Annotated in this window: 15 protein-coding genes; 7 read left to right on the plus strand and 8 right to left on the minus strand. The window is 65.9% G+C overall.

Features of this window, described 5'->3' with window-relative positions:
- Positions 1-21 precede the first annotated feature (21 nt).
- From HWN72_RS00925 to HWN72_RS00945, 5 genes are all read right to left on the minus strand, one after another.
- Positions 22-459, minus strand: coding sequence for an HK97 family phage prohead protease (locus tag HWN72_RS00925; protein ID WP_211149535.1), 438 nt, complete (start codon positions 457-459; stop codon positions 22-24).
- Complete coding sequence (locus HWN72_RS00930) at positions 456-764, minus strand: DUF6127 family protein (protein WP_211149536.1); 309 nt, start codon at positions 762-764, stop codon at positions 456-458. The genes HWN72_RS00925 and HWN72_RS00930 overlap by 4 nt, the downstream gene beginning before the upstream one ends.
- Positions 761-1,909 carry a phage portal protein gene (locus HWN72_RS00935; protein ID WP_211149537.1) on the minus strand — a complete coding sequence of 383 codons (1,149 nt, stop codon included), beginning with the start codon at positions 1,907-1,909 and terminating at the stop codon, positions 761-763. The genes HWN72_RS00930 and HWN72_RS00935 overlap by 4 nt, the downstream gene beginning before the upstream one ends.
- Before the next feature lie 234 nt (positions 1,910-2,143).
- On the minus strand, positions 2,144-3,469 hold the full coding sequence (locus HWN72_RS00940; protein WP_036529478.1) for a DNA-packaging protein: 1,326 nt from the start codon (positions 3,467-3,469) through the stop codon (positions 2,144-2,146).
- Positions 3,462-3,971, minus strand: a complete 510-nt coding sequence (locus HWN72_RS00945) for a hypothetical protein (RefSeq protein WP_036529475.1) — start codon at positions 3,969-3,971, stop codon at positions 3,462-3,464. The genes HWN72_RS00940 and HWN72_RS00945 overlap by 8 nt, the downstream gene beginning before the upstream one ends.
- A gap of 188 nt (positions 3,972-4,159) precedes the next feature.
- Between HWN72_RS00945 and HWN72_RS00950 the strand changes: the two genes are divergently transcribed.
- The 4 genes from HWN72_RS00950 to HWN72_RS00965 all read left to right on the plus strand — a co-directional run bounded on the left by HWN72_RS00950 (position 4,160) and on the right by HWN72_RS00965 (position 7,245).
- Positions 4,160-4,798, plus strand: a complete 639-nt coding sequence (locus tag HWN72_RS00950) for a YqaA family protein (protein ID WP_036529473.1) — start codon at positions 4,160-4,162, stop codon at positions 4,796-4,798.
- A gap of 64 nt (positions 4,799-4,862) precedes the next feature.
- Positions 4,863-5,819: a TauD/TfdA family dioxygenase gene (locus HWN72_RS00955; RefSeq protein WP_211149538.1), complete on the plus strand. Its 957-nt coding sequence runs from the start codon at positions 4,863-4,865 to the stop codon at positions 5,817-5,819.
- 36 nt (positions 5,820-5,855) lie between these two features.
- Positions 5,856-6,719, plus strand: coding sequence for an alpha/beta fold hydrolase (locus HWN72_RS00960; protein ID WP_211149539.1), 864 nt, complete (start codon positions 5,856-5,858; stop codon positions 6,717-6,719).
- Positions 6,720-6,723: 4 nt separating this feature from the next.
- Entirely contained in the window at positions 6,724-7,245 is a 522-nt protein-coding gene (locus HWN72_RS00965) for a nuclear transport factor 2 family protein (protein ID WP_211149540.1), read from the plus strand.
- A 74-nt stretch (positions 7,246-7,319) separates the two neighbouring features.
- On the opposite strand, the gene HWN72_RS00970 is transcribed toward HWN72_RS00965, so the two are convergent.
- Entirely contained in the window at positions 7,320-8,588 is a 1,269-nt protein-coding gene (locus tag HWN72_RS00970; RefSeq protein ID WP_211149541.1) for a cytochrome P450, read from the minus strand.
- Positions 8,589-8,722: 134 nt separating this feature from the next.
- Here HWN72_RS00970 and HWN72_RS00975 point away from each other — a divergent pair, with 134 nt between their 5' ends.
- The gene (locus HWN72_RS00975) at positions 8,723-9,673 is read left to right on the plus strand and encodes an ABC transporter ATP-binding protein (RefSeq protein WP_008831209.1); all 951 of its coding nucleotides are present in this window, start codon (positions 8,723-8,725) and stop codon (positions 9,671-9,673) included.
- Positions 9,674-9,897: 224 nt separating this feature from the next.
- Here HWN72_RS00975 and HWN72_RS00980 read toward each other — a convergent pair whose 3' ends face one another.
- Positions 9,898-10,068 (minus strand): hypothetical protein, encoded by a 171-nt coding sequence (locus tag HWN72_RS00980; RefSeq protein ID WP_155986451.1) that lies wholly within the window; start codon positions 10,066-10,068, stop codon positions 9,898-9,900.
- A 198-nt stretch (positions 10,069-10,266) separates the two neighbouring features.
- Between HWN72_RS00980 and nadB the strand changes: the two genes are divergently transcribed.
- Complete coding sequence (gene nadB / locus HWN72_RS00985) at positions 10,267-11,868, plus strand: L-aspartate oxidase (protein WP_069708854.1); 1,602 nt, start codon at positions 10,267-10,269, stop codon at positions 11,866-11,868.
- Between the two features lie 135 nt (positions 11,869-12,003).
- Here nadB and HWN72_RS00990 read toward each other — a convergent pair whose 3' ends face one another.
- Positions 12,004-12,246, minus strand: a complete 243-nt coding sequence (locus HWN72_RS00990) for a GlsB/YeaQ/YmgE family stress response membrane protein (protein ID WP_008831211.1) — start codon at positions 12,244-12,246, stop codon at positions 12,004-12,006.
- A gap of 720 nt (positions 12,247-12,966) precedes the next feature.
- Between HWN72_RS00990 and HWN72_RS00995 the strand changes: the two genes are divergently transcribed.
- Positions 12,967-14,925, plus strand: coding sequence for a ribonucleoside-diphosphate reductase subunit alpha (locus tag HWN72_RS00995; RefSeq protein WP_236727469.1), 1,959 nt, complete (start codon positions 12,967-12,969; stop codon positions 14,923-14,925).
- The last annotated feature ends 405 nt before the right edge of the window (positions 14,926-15,330 follow it).

Below are 15,330 nucleotides of genomic sequence, written 5' to 3' on the forward strand. Positions count from 1 at the left end.
GGCCCGGCCAGCGGTCCCGGATCAGGTCCGGGACGACGGAGAAACCAGATGCACCCGCGCGCCGTGCTGCATCGGGTGGGTGACGAGGCTGACCTCGAACAGCTCCACGTCGAGCAGTTCGCGCCCCGCATCGGAGCGGCGGCTGGCACGGGCGCGGTAGCCGAAGGACAGGCCGGTGACCGAGCCGCGCTTGAGGGCGAGGCCCGCCGCGCCGTCCGGGTTGTCTACGCGCGCGACCACGCGCAGGCCGCGCGCGTCCTCGGCGGCGGTTTCGACCCAGCCGATGCGGAGGTCCGGGCGGTGCTGCCAGTAGAGCGGGATCGGATCGCGGCGTTCGGCCAGCGAGCGGGCGAAGGCGCCCGCGCGGATGGTGTCGCGCCCGGCGTCGGGCTGGCCGAACAGCGCGGCATAGCCGGCGAATTTCAAAGTCCGCTCACCCTGAGCTTGTCGAAGGGTCATCGCAGCAGCTCCGTCGCGCCGAGGCGCACGGTCAGGCCAAGCAGCAGCAGGGCGAGGGCGCCGCGCATGAACCAGCTGAGCACCGTGCGGCGCGCGCTCGACTTGGCATCGCGCCAGGCCTGCAGCAGTTCGCGCAGTTCGCTGACGTCCTGCGGGGCGGTGGCGTCGCCCAGGCCGATGCGCGCGAGCATGCGTTTCGCGCCCAGTTCGCTCGCCTCCTCCACCACCGCGCGCAGGGTGACGAGGTCGCTCCCCTCGGATGCCGCCTGCGCGAGCAGACCGGCCAGCATATCGTTGGAGTTCATTGTTTGTTCCCTTCATCAAGGCCCAGAAGGCGGCGCTTCTCGGACGGGTCGAGGAAATCGGCGGCGCTCACCTGCGACCACAGCCGCTCGCGGTCCTCGGCCAGCGCTGGCACGCGGTCGAGGTCGATCGCGAGCGCCGCATCGGGGAACCACGGGGCAAGGCCCTCGCCCAGCGCGGCGAAGATCTTGGACGCCAGCGGCAGCAGGGTAAGCCGCCACAAGGCGCGGTTGGCCTCGCGGTAATTGTTGTAGGTCGCATCGCCCGGCAGGCCGAGCAGCATCGGCGGCACCCCGAAAGCGAGCGCGATGTCGCGCGCGGCGGCGGCCTTGAGAGTGGCGAAGTCCATGTCGGCGGGCGTCATCGCCATCGCCTGCCAATTGAGGCCGCCCTCCAGCAGCATCGGCCGCCCGGCGTTCGCCATGCCCGCATAAGCGGCGGTGAGTTCGGCCTTGAGCCGGTCGAATTGCTCGCCGGTCAGCGCGGCGCCGTCCGGGCCTTCGTAGACCAGAGCCCCGGAAGGTCGCGCCGCGTTCTCCAGCAACTGCCGGTTCCACGCTGAAGCCGCGTTGTGCGTGGCGATCGCCTCGTCCGCCGCGCACAGGCACCCGGCGCCGTAGTGATCGTCGCCCGGATGGAAGTGGCGGATGTGGATCACGTTCGGCGAGGCATCCTCGTCCAGCAGCGGGATCGACAGGCGGCGACCGGCGACTTCATAGGCATAGGCGGCAGGCCAGCCGTCCTCGCCCGCGACCACGCTGACCCGCTCGGGTCGCAGCGCGAACAGTTCGACCGGACGGCCGCGCGCGTCCTTCATGGCTTGCACGTAAGCATTGCCATGAAGCAGCAGCTGCGAGGCGAGCGTCTCCAGCAGCGACTGCCCGGCGCTGGTGTCGCTGACCAGCGCAGCCAGCGCCGTATCGGTAGGCTTAAGCGGCGCGCCGCCGATGCCCTCGGCCACGAGCCTGACCGCACGCTGGGCGACCGGGTTTTCGAGATAGGCACGGCGGACGGCCTGCGTATATTCGAAGGGGGTACGCCCGTCGCCGCACTGGCTGAAGAACCACGGCGATGCCGATCCGCGCGCGAGCACAGGTCGGTCACTTGCGCCCTTGAAAGCGGTGACGAGCGATTCGAGGAAGGACACGGGAGAAGGTTCCTTTCGAAGAGAGGAAATCAGGGAAGGAAGAGAAGTCCTGGGGCCATCGCCCCAGACCCCTGTACTGTCGTCGCTGCGCGTGCAGCCGCCTCAGCCCCACATGGCGCCGCAGGCTATTTGTCTCCCGGCTCACGGTGGGCGCGAGAGGAAGCCGCGCGCGTGACCTCGACGGTATTGGGGGTGCAGGGGGGCTATGCTCCCCTGCTTGTGACTTTCCGTTCTTCAGGCAATTCGCACTTTAGGATCGACCGTTTTCCCGAGCATCAGCTCGCTCAAGGCCCAGACCAGAGCGTCGGCCCGGTCGGGAGAGCGCCCCGGTCCCTGATAGCCGCCACCCGCGAGCAGCCCGCACATCTGGTCTTCCAGCGCCGCGAAAGTCCCGGCGTGGCGCATCCGGCCCGCTTCGTACAAGGCCGCGACCGGTTCCGCCCTTGCGGCCTTGCCCCGGCTGGCGTGGACCAGCCTGAGCGGCAGCGACACTTGCGCCGCGCGCAGCACCGAGGCGACCATCGCGCCGCCCTGATTGGCTTCGGCGACGACGCGGTCGGCGTTCCAGGCTTGCGCGGTGGCGGCCACGGTGCGTGCCCAGCGTTCCGGCCCGGCTTTCTCGACCGAGGCGTCGGCGAGGACGTGGGCGATGCCGTCTGCCGCAAGCCCGGCGACGACGATGCCGCAGGCGTCGCCCTCGGCGGAGGCGGGGGGATCGACGGCCACGACCACACGCACCAGTTCGGGCGAGGCGTCTTCGCGGCAGGTTTCCAGCAAGGCGCGGGACCAAAGTGCGCCTTCCACATCGGCGATGAGTTCGCCGTCGAGTTCCTGCCTGCCGAGCAGTGTGCCGCCGTACGTCCCGCGCATCGCGTCAAGGAACTGCGGGGGCAGATTCGCCGCGTTGTCGAAGGTGCTGCCCTGCGTCACGGCGACGCGCTCGGCGGCCATCAGCCGTGTTACCAACGGCACTGCGCGCGGCGTGGTGGTGGCCATTACGCGCGGGTTGGCGCCGAGGCGCAGGCCCATCATCAGGTTGTCCCATGCGTTCGTCGCGCGGGCGGAGGCGTTGTCCCATTTGGCGATCTCGTCGCACCAGGCGTGGCTGTGCTGGGGGCCGCGCAGCGATTCGGGTTCGGCGGCGGAGTAGAGCATGGCCTGCGCGCCGTTGGGCCATGTCAGGCGGCGCAGCGAGGGCTCGAACGCCGGTCGCCGCCACGGCGCGCCGACGTTGAGCAGCCCGCTCTCGCCCTCGACCATGACGGCGCGGGCTTCGGCGAGGTTGGCGGCAACAAGAGCGATGCGCGCGGTGGGTTCGGCCTCGGCGATGGCGGCGGTCCATTCGGCGCCGCAGCGGGTCTTGCCGAAACCACGCCCGGCCATGACCAGCCATGTGCGCCAGTCTCCGATGGGAGCAAGCTGCTCGGGGCGTGCCCAGAGGCGCCAGTGCCAGTTCCATTCGCGGCGTTCTTCGGGTTCGAGGGCGTCGAGATGGCCTTCGATCTCGGCCCCGGTCGCGTCGCGCAGCCAGTCTGTGTCGGGGGCGGCATGGTCAGCCATTTGCGCCGTCCTTCATTTCGGCTTCGCGGCGGGCGACGACCTGGCGGCGCAACTGTTCCAGCTTGGCATCGATGGCGGCGCGCACGACGGTGAGGTCTTCGTTGTCGCGCATGGCCCGTTCGCGCGCCACGTTCTCGCGGTGGAGGCCGAGGAGGCGCAGGGCATTGGGGTTGTCGAACTTGACCGTACCGTCCTTGGCCTCACCGAAGCGCAGGCGGTGAAGCACTTCCAGCTCCAGGTTCTGGTAGCCTTCGAGCAGCGCGGTCTGCCACTTGCGGGCGAATTCCGGCTCCACTCTGCGGGCCTTGTAGGCGCGGCTGGGGTGGACTCCGGCGGTGGCGGCCGCAGCGGTGACGTTCGAGGTTTCGGCCAGCGCGGCGAGGAAATACTTGCGCCAGTGCTGGTTGACCCCGCCCTTTTCCAGTTCCTGCAATGCGGCACTGATCTTGGTTCGCGAACGGCGCGGCAAGGCGCCGGGCGAAGCCTGCTTCGGCTCGACCATGGGGGGATCCTGTACTGGAGAGGCAGGCCGGTCGTGGGAGGCGACTCGGCATCGTTTCGGTGTTCCCGTTATGTACCTATTTGGTGTGCCTGCGTCAAGCTAAAATAACCAAATTGGTTTTTTCTTCCCGCTTGCCGCAGTGCAGCGCGGCCACTAATCAGGGCGCGATCTGAACGGGGGAATCCTGAATGCTGCGCCGCCTCTACGAATGGACCATGGCCAAGGCGTCGCACCGCCACGCAGGCTGGTGGCTGGCCGCCTTCGCCTTCATGGAGGCGAGTTTCTTCCCCGTGCCGCCGCATCCGTTGCTGGGCCTGATGTGCCTGGCCGAGCCGAAGAAGGCGATTCGCTTCGCCGCCATCGCCACGCTCGCCTCGGTGGCGGGCGGCCTGCTCGGCTATGCGATCGGGCACTTCGCTTATGCCGCCTTCGGCGAGGCGCTGCTGCGGGCGCTGCACTTGTCGGAGAGCTTCCCCAAGGCCGCGTGCTACTTGCGCGACTACGGGGCCGAGATCATCATCGTGAAGGGCGCGACGCCGATCCCGTTCAAGCTGCTGACGATCACGGCGGGGTTCATCGGCATGAACCTGCTGGTGTTCGTGGGCGCCTCGATCATATCGCGCTCGATCAGCTTCATGATCGTGGGCGTGCTGTTCCGCCTGTTCGGTGCGCCGATCAAGGCGGTGATCGACAAGCATCTGGGCAAGGTGACGGTCGGCTTCGTGGTATTGATCATCGCCGGTTTCCTTGCCGTATCGTTCCTTGGCGGCGGTTCGAAGCAGACCACCGAGAAGTGCGCATCGGCCGTGGCGGCAAAAACCGTCTGAGCGCTTTGCCCTGACCGGGCGCAGGATTTAGCCTTCCTCCCGACAACAGATCGGGAGAGAGGCCGTGTCGTTCACTACCAGTCCGCTGCAGGAGGGGCTGCCGTTCGGCATCCGCATCGACGCCCTGACCCTCGCCGCGCTGCAGGACAAGGCCGTCCGCGACGAGATCGACGCGCTGTTCTTCCGGCACGGCATGATCGTGTTCGAGGCGGTGGAGCAGAGCGACGAGATGCAACTGGCGATCTCCAGCTGTTTCGGCCCGCTCAAGGAGCACCCGGTCAAGGGCGTGTCGCGCGTCGATTCGGACCGGTTGCCCGGCGTGATCGAAATCCGCAGCCGGCGCGGCAAGGGCATCGTGGAGGTGGACGGACGGCAGGTCTCGCACTGGCTGCCCTGGCCCTTCGACCATTGCTATAACGACGAACTCAACCGCGCGGGCGTGCTGCGCTCGGTCGAGCGGGTGGAGGAGGGCGGCATCACCGGCTTCCTCGACGGGGTGGCGCTCTACGCGGCGTTCCCCGAGGACCTGCGGGCGCGGATCGAGGGCCGGGAAATCGCCTATCGCCTGGAAACCCAGTTCGACGAACTGCGGTTCGGCCGTCCCGCCCGCTATCGCATGATCGAGCCCAAGCCGATGCCCGCAGGTTTCGCCGAGCAGGTCGCCGCGATGCCGCGCGCCATCCACCCCGCCGTCTGGACCCGCGCCACGGGCGAGAAGGTGCTCCACGTCTCCGCCTACATGGCGCAGGGCATCGTCGATGACGAGACGTCCGGGGGTGGTGCGCTGCTGGAGGACGTTTGCCAGGAGATCAACCGCCTCGGCACCCGGTTTTCCTACCAGCACAAGTGGCGGCCGGACGACATGGTGATCTGGGACAACCTCAGGATCCTGCACTGCGTCTCGGGCAACGATCCCGCGGAGGAGCGGCTGATGTACCGTACCACGATCGCCGGGGACTACGGCCTCGGACGCTGGGAGACGGCGCCGCAGTCGACGGTGGGCGCGGATGCGATGGTGTGATCCTTCGGTGGCAAGACCGCGACGACAGGAGAGAGCATGAAGATCGACGTTAACGGCCTGACCCTCGACTACGAGCTGATCGGCGACGAGGACGCGCCGCCGTTGGTACTGACGCCGGGCGGCCGCTACGCGCGCGACGCGGCGGGCGTGCCGGAACTGGGCGCGAAGCTGGCGCAAGGCGGCTACCGCGTGCTGCTGTGGGACCGGCCAGGCTGCGGCGCGTCCGACATCGCCTTCACCGCCTCCAGCGAATCGGTGATGAACGCCGAGGCGCTTGTCGGGCTGGTCGGGGCGCTGGGGCTGGAGGACGTGACGCTGGCGGGCGGCTCGGCGGGCTCGCGCATCACCCTGATGGCGGCGGCGCGCATGGCGGCCAACGTGCGCCGGATCGCGATCTGGTGGATCAGCGGCGGGCCGATAGGGCTGGCGGGTCTCGCCTGGTACTATTGTGGAGACCAGATCGCGGCCGCCAGCAAGGGCGGCATGGAGGCGGTGGTCGAGCTTCCCAGCTGGGCCGACCAGATTGCCCGAAACCCGAAGCTGCGCGCCATACTGCTGGCGCAGGACGCCGATGCCTACATCGCGGCGATGCAGCGCTGGGGCAAGGCTTTCGCCTATTCCGACACCTCGCCGGTGCCGGGCATGAGCGAGGCCGATTTTTCGACCCTGACGATGCCCGTGCTGACCTTCCGTTCCGGCAGGAGCGACATGGCCCACACCCGCGAGACGTCCGAATGGGTCCATCGCCTGCTTCCCGATTCGAGTCTCGTGAAGCCGCCATGGGGCGACCAGGAATGGAACTACGTCTCGACTTTCCCGGAAGACATCGCCGGACGCCGGGGCCGCTTCGAGCGCTGGCCGCTTCTCGCCCCGATGCTGCTCGACTGGTTCGGGAGCTGACACCTTGGACCTTGCGGAACTGATCGACCGCCACGCCATCCATCAGGTCCTGCTGCGCTATGCGCGCGGGCTCGACCGGCTGGACAATGCGCTCGTCCGCGGCTGCTACTGGGACGACGCGATCGAGGATCACGGTCATTTCGTCGGCACGCCCGGCGACTTCGTCCCCTGGGCGGACCGCACCACGCTGCTGTTCGAGACGACGCAGCACGCCATTCTCAATCACGTCTGCGACCTGCAGGGCGACGAGGCGTTCTGCGAGACGTACTACCACTTCTCCGGCGTGACCGCGCAGGGGCCGAACTTCATGTCCACCGGCCGCTACGTCGATCGCTTTGCGAAGCGCGCCGGAGAGTGGCGCATCGCCGACCGGGTGACCATCGTGGAGGGCACGTACGACATCCCCAAGGCCGCGCTGGCGCCGCCCCCGGGCAGTGCCTACACCCCGGAGGAGCCCTGCCAGGCCAGCCGCGACCGTACCGACGTGAGTTATCACCGCCCACCCGTGCCGAGACGGCCGCGCTAGCTTGCGGTGGCATCGGATTGGACCCTTGTTCGTCGTTTCGAGGTAAAGTCGCCGCGATGCAGGGGGCAGGGCATCTACGCTGCCTCGAAGCGCAGATGCAGGTTGGCGAGTCCCCGGATGATGTAGCTCGGCTCGTATTCCATCCGCCGCGCACCGGCGGGTCCGTGCTGTGCCTCGTCAAGCGTGATGGCGGCGGTGTGTTCGAGGAACCGGTCGAGCAGTACCGCCACCTCGGCCCGCGCCAGCGGAGCCCCGGCGCAGGTATGCGCCCCGCGGCCGAAGGCGAGGTGCTCCTTGATCCTCGGGCGGCCGAGGCGAAACGCGGCAGGTTCTTCCCAGCGGCGCGGGTCGCGGTTGGCGGCGGACAGCGAGACGACCACGCGCTTGCCTGCGGGGATGTCCATGTCGCCGATCTTCGTGGCCCGCGCGGCGATGCGGAAAGTGGCCTTGGTCGAGCCTTCAAGACGCAGCACTTCTTCCAGGAACGGGCCGATCAATGTGCGGTCATCGCGCAGGGCCTGCTGCATCGGCGGGTCCTCGCACAGGCGGCGCAGGGCATTGCCGATCAGCTTGGCGCTCGTGTCCTGCCCGGCGGCGAAGAGGAACATCGTCGATTTCACCACCTCCATCGCATCGGGCGTCGATCCGTCCGGGTATGTTGCCAGGGCCATCTCGGTCATGACGTCGTCCTGCGGCCGGGCGCGGCGTTCGGCGATGTAGCACGCGAAATAGCCGGCCATGACCATCAGCGGATGGATGCTCTGCGCGTCGGGCGTATCCATGTTGCCGGGCGGCGGGGCATCGTCGATGATCTTGCGGAATGCCTCGCGGTCCTGCGCGGGGACGCCCAGCAGGTCGGCGATGACCATGGTGACGAAGGGCGTGGCGATTGAGCCCACCAGTTCGCACCCGCCCGCCGCGACGGCCTCGCGCACCATGTCGTCGGCATAGGCGCGCATGAACGCCTCGTTGGCCTTGAGGCGCGAGGGCACGAACAGCGGGTTGAGCAGCGAGCGGGCGGCGATGTGCTTGTCGCCGTCGTAGGAGACCATCAGTTCCATCTGCCCGCTTGGCGTCGCAGCGAGCAGAGCGGAGATGTCGTCGTCCTCCACTGCGAAAGGCAGCGGCACCAGCGGATCGGGGTTCAGCCATGATGAAAAATCGCGCTTGTTGAGCAGCACTTCCAGCGCCTCGGCAAAGCCGGTCACCACGATCACGTCGCGGCTCTGCATTTGGTAGACGGGGCCGTGGGCGCGGATGGTCTCGAAGTAGTCGTAGGGATCGAGCAGCACCGAATGATCGGTGAAGTAATCCTTCTCGATAGGGGCTGCTTCGGTTGCCATGGGCGCTCTCCAGTATCGGTCGCTCGATTAGCGACTCGTAGTGATATATTGTGGATCATATCGTGCGCCAAGGAAGCGTCAACGCGGCACCTGCAGTCTTTACGTCGTGGCGATCATGGCCCACATGCACGGCCATGAGCACTTCCACGCCCGCAATCGCCATCCGTGACCTCGTCAAGCGCTATGCCCCGGCCGGAGGCGGCGAGGGCAAGCTGGCATTGAAGGGCGTCTCGTTCGATGTGCCGGAGGGCGGCATCTTCGGCCTCCTCGGCCCCAACGGTGCGGGCAAGTCGACGTTGATCAACATCCTGGCGGGCATGGTCATGAAGACCTCGGGCTCGGTGGACATCTGGGGCTTCGACATCGACCGCGACCAGCGCAACGCCAAGCGCGCGATTGGCATCGTCCCGCAGGAGATCGTCTTCGACCCGTTCTTCACGCCGTTCGAGGTGCTGGAGATCCAGGCGGGGCTCTATGGCATCACCAAGGCGCTGCGCCGTTCGGAAGACCTGCTGCGCGCGGTCCACCTTGCCGACAAGCGCGATGCCTATGCCCGCACGCTGTCGGGCGGCATGAAACGCCGCCTGCTGATCGCCAAGGCGCTGGTCCATCGCCCGCCCGTGCTGGTGCTCGACGAGCCGACGGCGGGCGTCGATGTCGAGCTGCGCCGCCAGCTCTGGGAACTGGTGGGCGAACTCAACAAGGAAGGCGCGACGATCGTGCTGACCACGCACTACCTCGAGGAAGCCGAGGAACTGTGCGACCGCATCGCGATCATCAACCACGGCGAACTGATCACCAACAAGCCGACCCGCGAACTGGTCGGCATGGCGCGTGAGAAGATCATCGTCCTGACGCTGGACCGCGACGTTACCGAACTGCCCAGCCACCCCGGCTTCATCAAGTGCGTGAAGACCGGCGAGCGGGTTCTGGAGATCACGTACGACAAGGATCGCGCCAATGCGGGCGAGATCATGTCGGCCTTGCAGGCGCAAGGTTTCGCGATCGTCGACGTGACGACTCGCGAAGCGGACCTCGAAGACGTGTTCGTCAGCCTGACCAGCGCGGTGCGTTCGGCAGCCTGAGTATAACCGGCGACTCGGCGCACGAGCGAAACGACTCGTCGCCGTTTTCAAATATGATGCAGCTGTCTCATATTTCCCGGGCCTCGCCCGGGGGCGCCTTTACGTGCGCGATTAACAAAATTTTACATTGAGGCGGCCGGGGCCAAGCAAAGGCCTGTATCCCCTTTTTTCCTTAATAATATTCAGGAGGATGAGGGGCATTTCGTAAAGCTAAGGATTCTTACTTACTTGTCGGCTGCTTCGCTGTCGTCAAGTTTCCAGACCTTGTGCTTCTGTCGGCGAATAGTCTTTCCGCAATTTTTACAGGTGCCGGTATAATTGAGGCCATCCCATTTCACATCGTTGCGCACCGGTTCATGCCTATTGGCAAAGCAAAGCGGAATCGAGATCGCCACGAGATAGGTTCCTCAATGAGAAGCGAAAGCTGACTAGACTAATCAACGTGTTTGGCAAGAAGCAAAATCGCCGTAAGTTAACCGTGTTTGTAATGACTTGGTCTATCTTATATAAGAACGATACCGCACCGCAACATGCAAGTGGCGGCGCGCGCAAACTATTGCGATCCATGTGCAACGGGCGCTAGGAGCTGCGTCATGGAAACGCCATCCAGCGCCGCCGGCGCATTCGACGTCCTTGTGATCGGTTCCGGTGCGGCCGGACTTACGGCTGCGTTAGCGGTAGCCGACAAGGTCAAGGTCGCGGTATTGGCCAAGGGCACGCTGACCGGCGGTTCGACGGCCTGGGCGCAGGGCGGCATCGCCGCCGTGCTCGATGCCGGCGATACTTTCGAGGAGCATGTCCGCGACACCATGGTCGCAGGCGCTGGCCTCAACCGGCGCGAGACGGTGGAGTTCGTCATCGAGCGGGCACCCCATGCGATCGAGCGGCTGGTCGAACTGGGCGTGCCGTTCAACACGGACGGAGAGGCGCTTCACCTCACGCGTGAGGGCGGCCATTCGCACCGCCGCATCGTCCACGTTGCCGACGCCACCGGCTGGGCGGTGCAGCAGGCGCTGCTGCAGGCCGCCGAGGCGCACCCCAACATCACCCTGCTCCCCGGCTATTCGTGCATCGACCTGATCACCGGGCGCCACGAGCAGCGCTATTCCGGTTCGGGCCGCGTCTGGGGCGTCTATGCGCTGAACGAGGCGAGCGGCCGGGTCGAGGCCTTCACCGCCCGTGCCACGGTTCTGGCGACGGGCGGCGCGGGCCGTGTCTACCAGTTCAGCACCGCCCCGCGAGGCGCCACCGGAGACGGCATCGCCATGGCCTGGCGCGCGGGCGCGCGCGTCTCCAACATGGAGATGATGCAGTTCCACCCGACCTGCCTCTACAACCTGGAGGTCAAGAACTTCCTCATCACCGAGGCGGTGCGCGGCGAGGGCGGGCACCTGATCAATCCGCGCACCGGCAAGCGATTCATGACCTTCTACGATCCTGAACGGCTGGAACTGGCCCCGCGCGACGTCGTGGCGCGCGCCATCGACTCCGAGATCAAGCGCTTCGGCCTGGACTACGTCCACCTCGACATCAGCCACCAGCCCGAAGACTTCGTGAAGGCGCACTTCCCGAACATCTACGAGAAGCTGATGGGCCTCGGCATCGACATGACGAAGGAGCCGATCCCGGTCGTGCCCGCACAGCACTATACCTGCGGCGGCATCCTCGTGGACCTCGACGGCCGCACCGACCTGCCGGGGCTCTATGCGGCCGGCGAGTGCACCGAGAGCGGGCTGCACGGGGCGAACCGCCTTGCGTCCAACTCGCTGCTCGAATGCTTCGTCTTCGGCGAGGCGGCGGCGGCGGACATTCTCGCGAAGTGGGACAGCTTCGAGGCGCCGCCGCAAGTGCGCGCCTGGGACGAAAGCCGCGTGACCGATTCCGACGAGGAAGTCGTCATCAAGCAGAACTGGACCGAGATCCGCCGCTTCATGTGGAACTATGTCGGCATCGTGCGGACCACCAAGCGGCTGGAGCGCGCCATGCACCGCATCCAGATGCTCAATGGCGAGACCGAGGAATACTACCGCCACTTCCGCGTCTCGACCGACCTGATCGAATTGCGCAACCTGCTGCAGAGTGCGGAACTGATCGTCGAATCCGCTCTCAAGCGACACGAGAGCCGGGGGCTGCACTACACGCTGGATTATCCGGCGGCGGATGCGCAGCCGCTGGATACCGTGCTGGTTCCGTAAAGAAGGAAGAAAGTTCCACCCCCGGCCCCTCCCGCAAGCGGGAGGGGAGCAAGGTAAGGTAATAGCCCTCCCGCTTGCGGGAGGGCCGGTAGGCTTGGCAGCTTGCTGCCTAGCCGGACGGGGTGGGCCGTACCTTTACCCGATATGCAGCACCCGCCCGAGGAAGATCAGCACGATCGCGCCGATCACCGAGGCAAGGCATCCGGCGCGGCTGAAATCGCCGCGCCCGCGGCTCGTCACCAGCCCCGCCAGCAGTGAGCCGCCGACGCCCAGCAGGATCGTCGCGATCCAGCCCATGGGCACTGCACCCGGATAGAAGAACCGGGCCAGCGCGCCAATGACGAGGCCGCTGATGATGGCGCCGATGATGTTGAACATGTACCGTATGACTCCCCTTCGCGCCGCAGCGCTTTCGCATTCACGCTGATAAGCGGCGAGGAGGCCAGTGGTTGCAGGTCCTCGACAAGCGACCGACGCATCTCGACGAAAGCCGATGGGCCTGCCGGGGAAAAGCGTCGCGCCGGGTCTTGACCGCCTCGGTTCGTCGCACGCCCGATTCGTCTCACCGGTGATTTATGTGGAAAAATTTAGGAGGTGAGGGCCGATTCAAAGGGTTGCGCTTCTGGAAGACAACGGAAATTCGGCGCGTCGCGGCAGGGCGATGACAGCCTCGTGACGAATGCGCGGATCGGTGCCGTTTGCAGCCCCCCTCTTGAACCTCTCGCTGGAAAGGGCACTATAGGTTGTGTCGCGCCGATCGAGAGGCCTCAATACCTAGGGATACAGCGCATAAGCCGAAAGGCCCGTGCGGAGCCCTTCAGGGAACTTGGGACCAGACTTCTCGAACCGGCGCGCCGGTGGTCTGGCAGGGAATGTCGTTCTCTTTTTGTGCTGGTTCTGATAGATGGGACGTTCTTGAGCGCCCTTCGACTCGGTGCCGGCCTGCTCGGCCGCCGAAAGCAGTTTGGATCGCCCCCGTGGCGGTTCGATGACAGGTTTTGACGATACATTGGGGGCGCACCAGTGGACTTCAGGAATGGAAGCGACGGACACGTGTCTGATTCGGATGTGAGCTACGCGGATCCCGCGCAAGTCGATATGGAGTCGCTCCTTGCCGGGCATGTCTCCGAAGCGGCGATGAAAAAGGAAGCCTCGGCCGTGGCCATGGACAAGACCGATACTTTGGCCGCCGATCTGGTGGTCGAGGCGCCGAAGACGAAGAAGAAGGCCGTCGATTCCAAGACGATCCACGATCGCCGCTTCACCATCGTCACCGATGCGTCGCGCGATGCGCTCCTGACCGACTTCGGCAAGGAAACGCTCGACGACCGCTACCTGCTTCCCGGCGAGAAGTATCAGGACCTCTTCGCCCGCGTGGCCGATGCCTATGCGGACGACCAGGAGCACGCACAGCGTCTCTACGACTACATCTCGCGCCTGTGGTTCATGCCCGCCACCCCCGTGCTGTCGAACGGCGGCACCGGGCGCGGGTTGCCGATCTCGTGCTACCTCAACTCGGTCGAGGACAGCCTTGAAGGCATCGTCGCCACCTGGAACGAGAACGTCTGGCTCGCCTCGCGCGGTGGCGGCATCGGCACTTACTGGGGCAACGTGCGCGGCATCGGCGAGCCGGTCGGCCTGAATGGCAAGACCAGCGGCATCATCCCCTTCGTGCGCGTGATGGATTCGCTGACCCTCGCGATTTCGCAGGGCTCGCTGCGCCGCGGTTCGGCCGCCTGCTACCTCGACGTCTCGCACCCCGAGATCGAGGAGTTCCTGGAGATCCGCAAGACCTCCGGCGACTTCAACCGCAAGGCGCTCAACCTGCACCACGGCGTGCTGCTGACCGACGAGTTCATGGAAGCCGTGCGCGACGGCACCGACTTCGCCCTGCGCAGCCCCAAGGACGGCTCGGTGCGCGGCAAGGTCCACGCCCGCTCGCTGTTCCAGAAGCTGGTCGAAGTGCGCCTTGCCACCGGCGAGCCCTACCTCGTGTTCTCCGACACCGTTAACCGCATGATGCCCAAGCATCACCGCGATCTCGGCCTCAAGGTCTCGACCTCGAACCTGTGCTCGGAAATCACTCTGCCCACCGGCCGTGACCACCTCGGTAACGACCGTACGGCGGTGTGCTGCCTTTCCTCGCTCAACATCGAGACTTGGGAAGAGTGGAAGGGTGACAAGCGCTTCATCGAGGACGTGCTGCGCTTCCTCGACAACGTCCTGCAGGACTACATCGACCGCGCGCCGGACGAAATGGCCCGCGCCCGCTACTCGGCGGAGCGCGAGCGTTCGGTCGGCATGGGCGTGATGGGCTTCCACTCGTACCTGCAGAAGAAGGGCATCGGCTTCGAAAGCGCGATGGCCAAGGCGCTGAACCTGCAGATGTTCCAGCACATCAACGCCAAGGCCAACGAAGCCTCGATGATGCTCGCCAAGGAGCGCGGACCGTGCCTCGACGCCGCCGACCAGGGCGTGATGGAGCGTTTCAGCTGCAAGATGGCGATCGCGCCGACCGCGTCGATCTCGATCATCTGCGGCGGCACCTCGGCCTGCATCGAGCCGATCCCGGCGAACATCTACACCCACAAGACGCTCTCGGGCAGCTTCGTGGTGAAGAACCCCTACCTGCAGAAGCTGCTGGCCTCGAAGTCCAAGGATTCCAACAACGTGTGGAATTCGATCCTCGAGCAGAACGGCTCGGTCCAGCACCTCGACTTCCTCTCGGCCGACGAGAAGGCGGTCTACAAGACCAGCTTCGAGATCGACCAGCGCTGGCTGCTCGAATTCGCGGCTGACCGTACGCCTTACATCGACCAGGCGCAGTCGCTGAACCTGTTCATCCCGGCCGACGTCGACAAGTGGGACCTGATGATGCTCCACTTCCAGGCATGGGAAAAGGGCATCAAGTCGCTCTACTACCTGCGCTCGAAGTCGGTGCAGCGCGCCGGTTTCGCGGGCGGCGTAGAAGCCGACAACACCAGCGAACTGCCCAAGTTCGAACTGGCTGCCAGCGGCGGCTCGACCGACTACGACGAGTGCCTGGCCTGCCAGTGAGCGGGGCCTGCCAGTAAGGCGCCAAGGCTTCACCGAGAGCGGCCTTCCGGGAAACCGGGAGGCCGTTTTCGTTTGTATGAGACGGGAGCTGGCCGGCCTTATGCCGCTCATGCCGCATGGGAAGCGTGGCGCCAGGCCTCGGGGCCTTCGACAAGCTCAGGCTGAGCGGAGTTGGAGGTCTGTTTTGGTTGGGGAACGGTCGATCGAAAATCAGATCGTCATCCCAGCGAAGGCTGGGACCGCTCTCGTCATGTCGCAACCTCTCGGCGAGGCCGGGATGAAGCTGGAAAGGGTCTGCTGAAAGGGTGCAACATGGTCATAACGGTCCCAGCCTTCGCTGGGATGACGATGGTGTTTGAATGACGGCAAAAGGGGGGAGGAGCGGACGTTGCGCTGGCCCACCCC

The sequence above is a fragment of the Novosphingobium sp. HR1a genome (assembly GCF_015594425.1).
GTDB lineage: Bacteria > Pseudomonadota > Alphaproteobacteria > Sphingomonadales > Sphingomonadaceae > Novosphingobium > Novosphingobium resinovorum_A.

Excerpts from the sequence above, each read along its gene's own strand:
- HWN72_RS00925 (WP_211149535.1), bottom strand. The coding sequence starts at position 459 with ATGACCCTTCGACAAGCTCAGGGTGAGCGGACTTTGAAATTCGCCGGC.
- HWN72_RS00930 (WP_211149536.1), bottom strand. The coding sequence starts at position 764 with ATGAACTCCAACGATATGCTGGCCGGTCTGCTCGCGCAGGCGGCATCC.
- HWN72_RS00940 (WP_036529478.1), bottom strand. The coding sequence starts at position 3,469 with ATGGCTGACCATGCCGCCCCCGACACAGACTGGCTGCGCGACGCGACC.
- HWN72_RS00945 (WP_036529475.1), bottom strand. The coding sequence starts at position 3,971 with ATGGTCGAGCCGAAGCAGGCTTCGCCCGGCGCCTTGCCGCGCCGTTCG.
- HWN72_RS00950 (WP_036529473.1), top strand. The coding sequence starts at position 4,160 with ATGCTGCGCCGCCTCTACGAATGGACCATGGCCAAGGCGTCGCACCGC.
- HWN72_RS00960 (WP_211149539.1), top strand. The coding sequence starts at position 5,856 with ATGAAGATCGACGTTAACGGCCTGACCCTCGACTACGAGCTGATCGGC.
- HWN72_RS00970 (WP_211149541.1), bottom strand. The coding sequence starts at position 8,588 with ATGGCAACCGAAGCAGCCCCTATCGAGAAGGATTACTTCACCGATCAT.
- HWN72_RS00975 (WP_008831209.1), top strand. The coding sequence starts at position 8,723 with ATGAGCACTTCCACGCCCGCAATCGCCATCCGTGACCTCGTCAAGCGC.
- nadB (WP_069708854.1), top strand. The coding sequence starts at position 10,267 with ATGGAAACGCCATCCAGCGCCGCCGGCGCATTCGACGTCCTTGTGATC.
- HWN72_RS00990 (WP_008831211.1), bottom strand. The coding sequence starts at position 12,246 with ATGTTCAACATCATCGGCGCCATCATCAGCGGCCTCGTCATTGGCGCG.
- HWN72_RS00995 (WP_236727469.1), top strand. The coding sequence starts at position 12,967 with ATGGAGTCGCTCCTTGCCGGGCATGTCTCCGAAGCGGCGATGAAAAAG.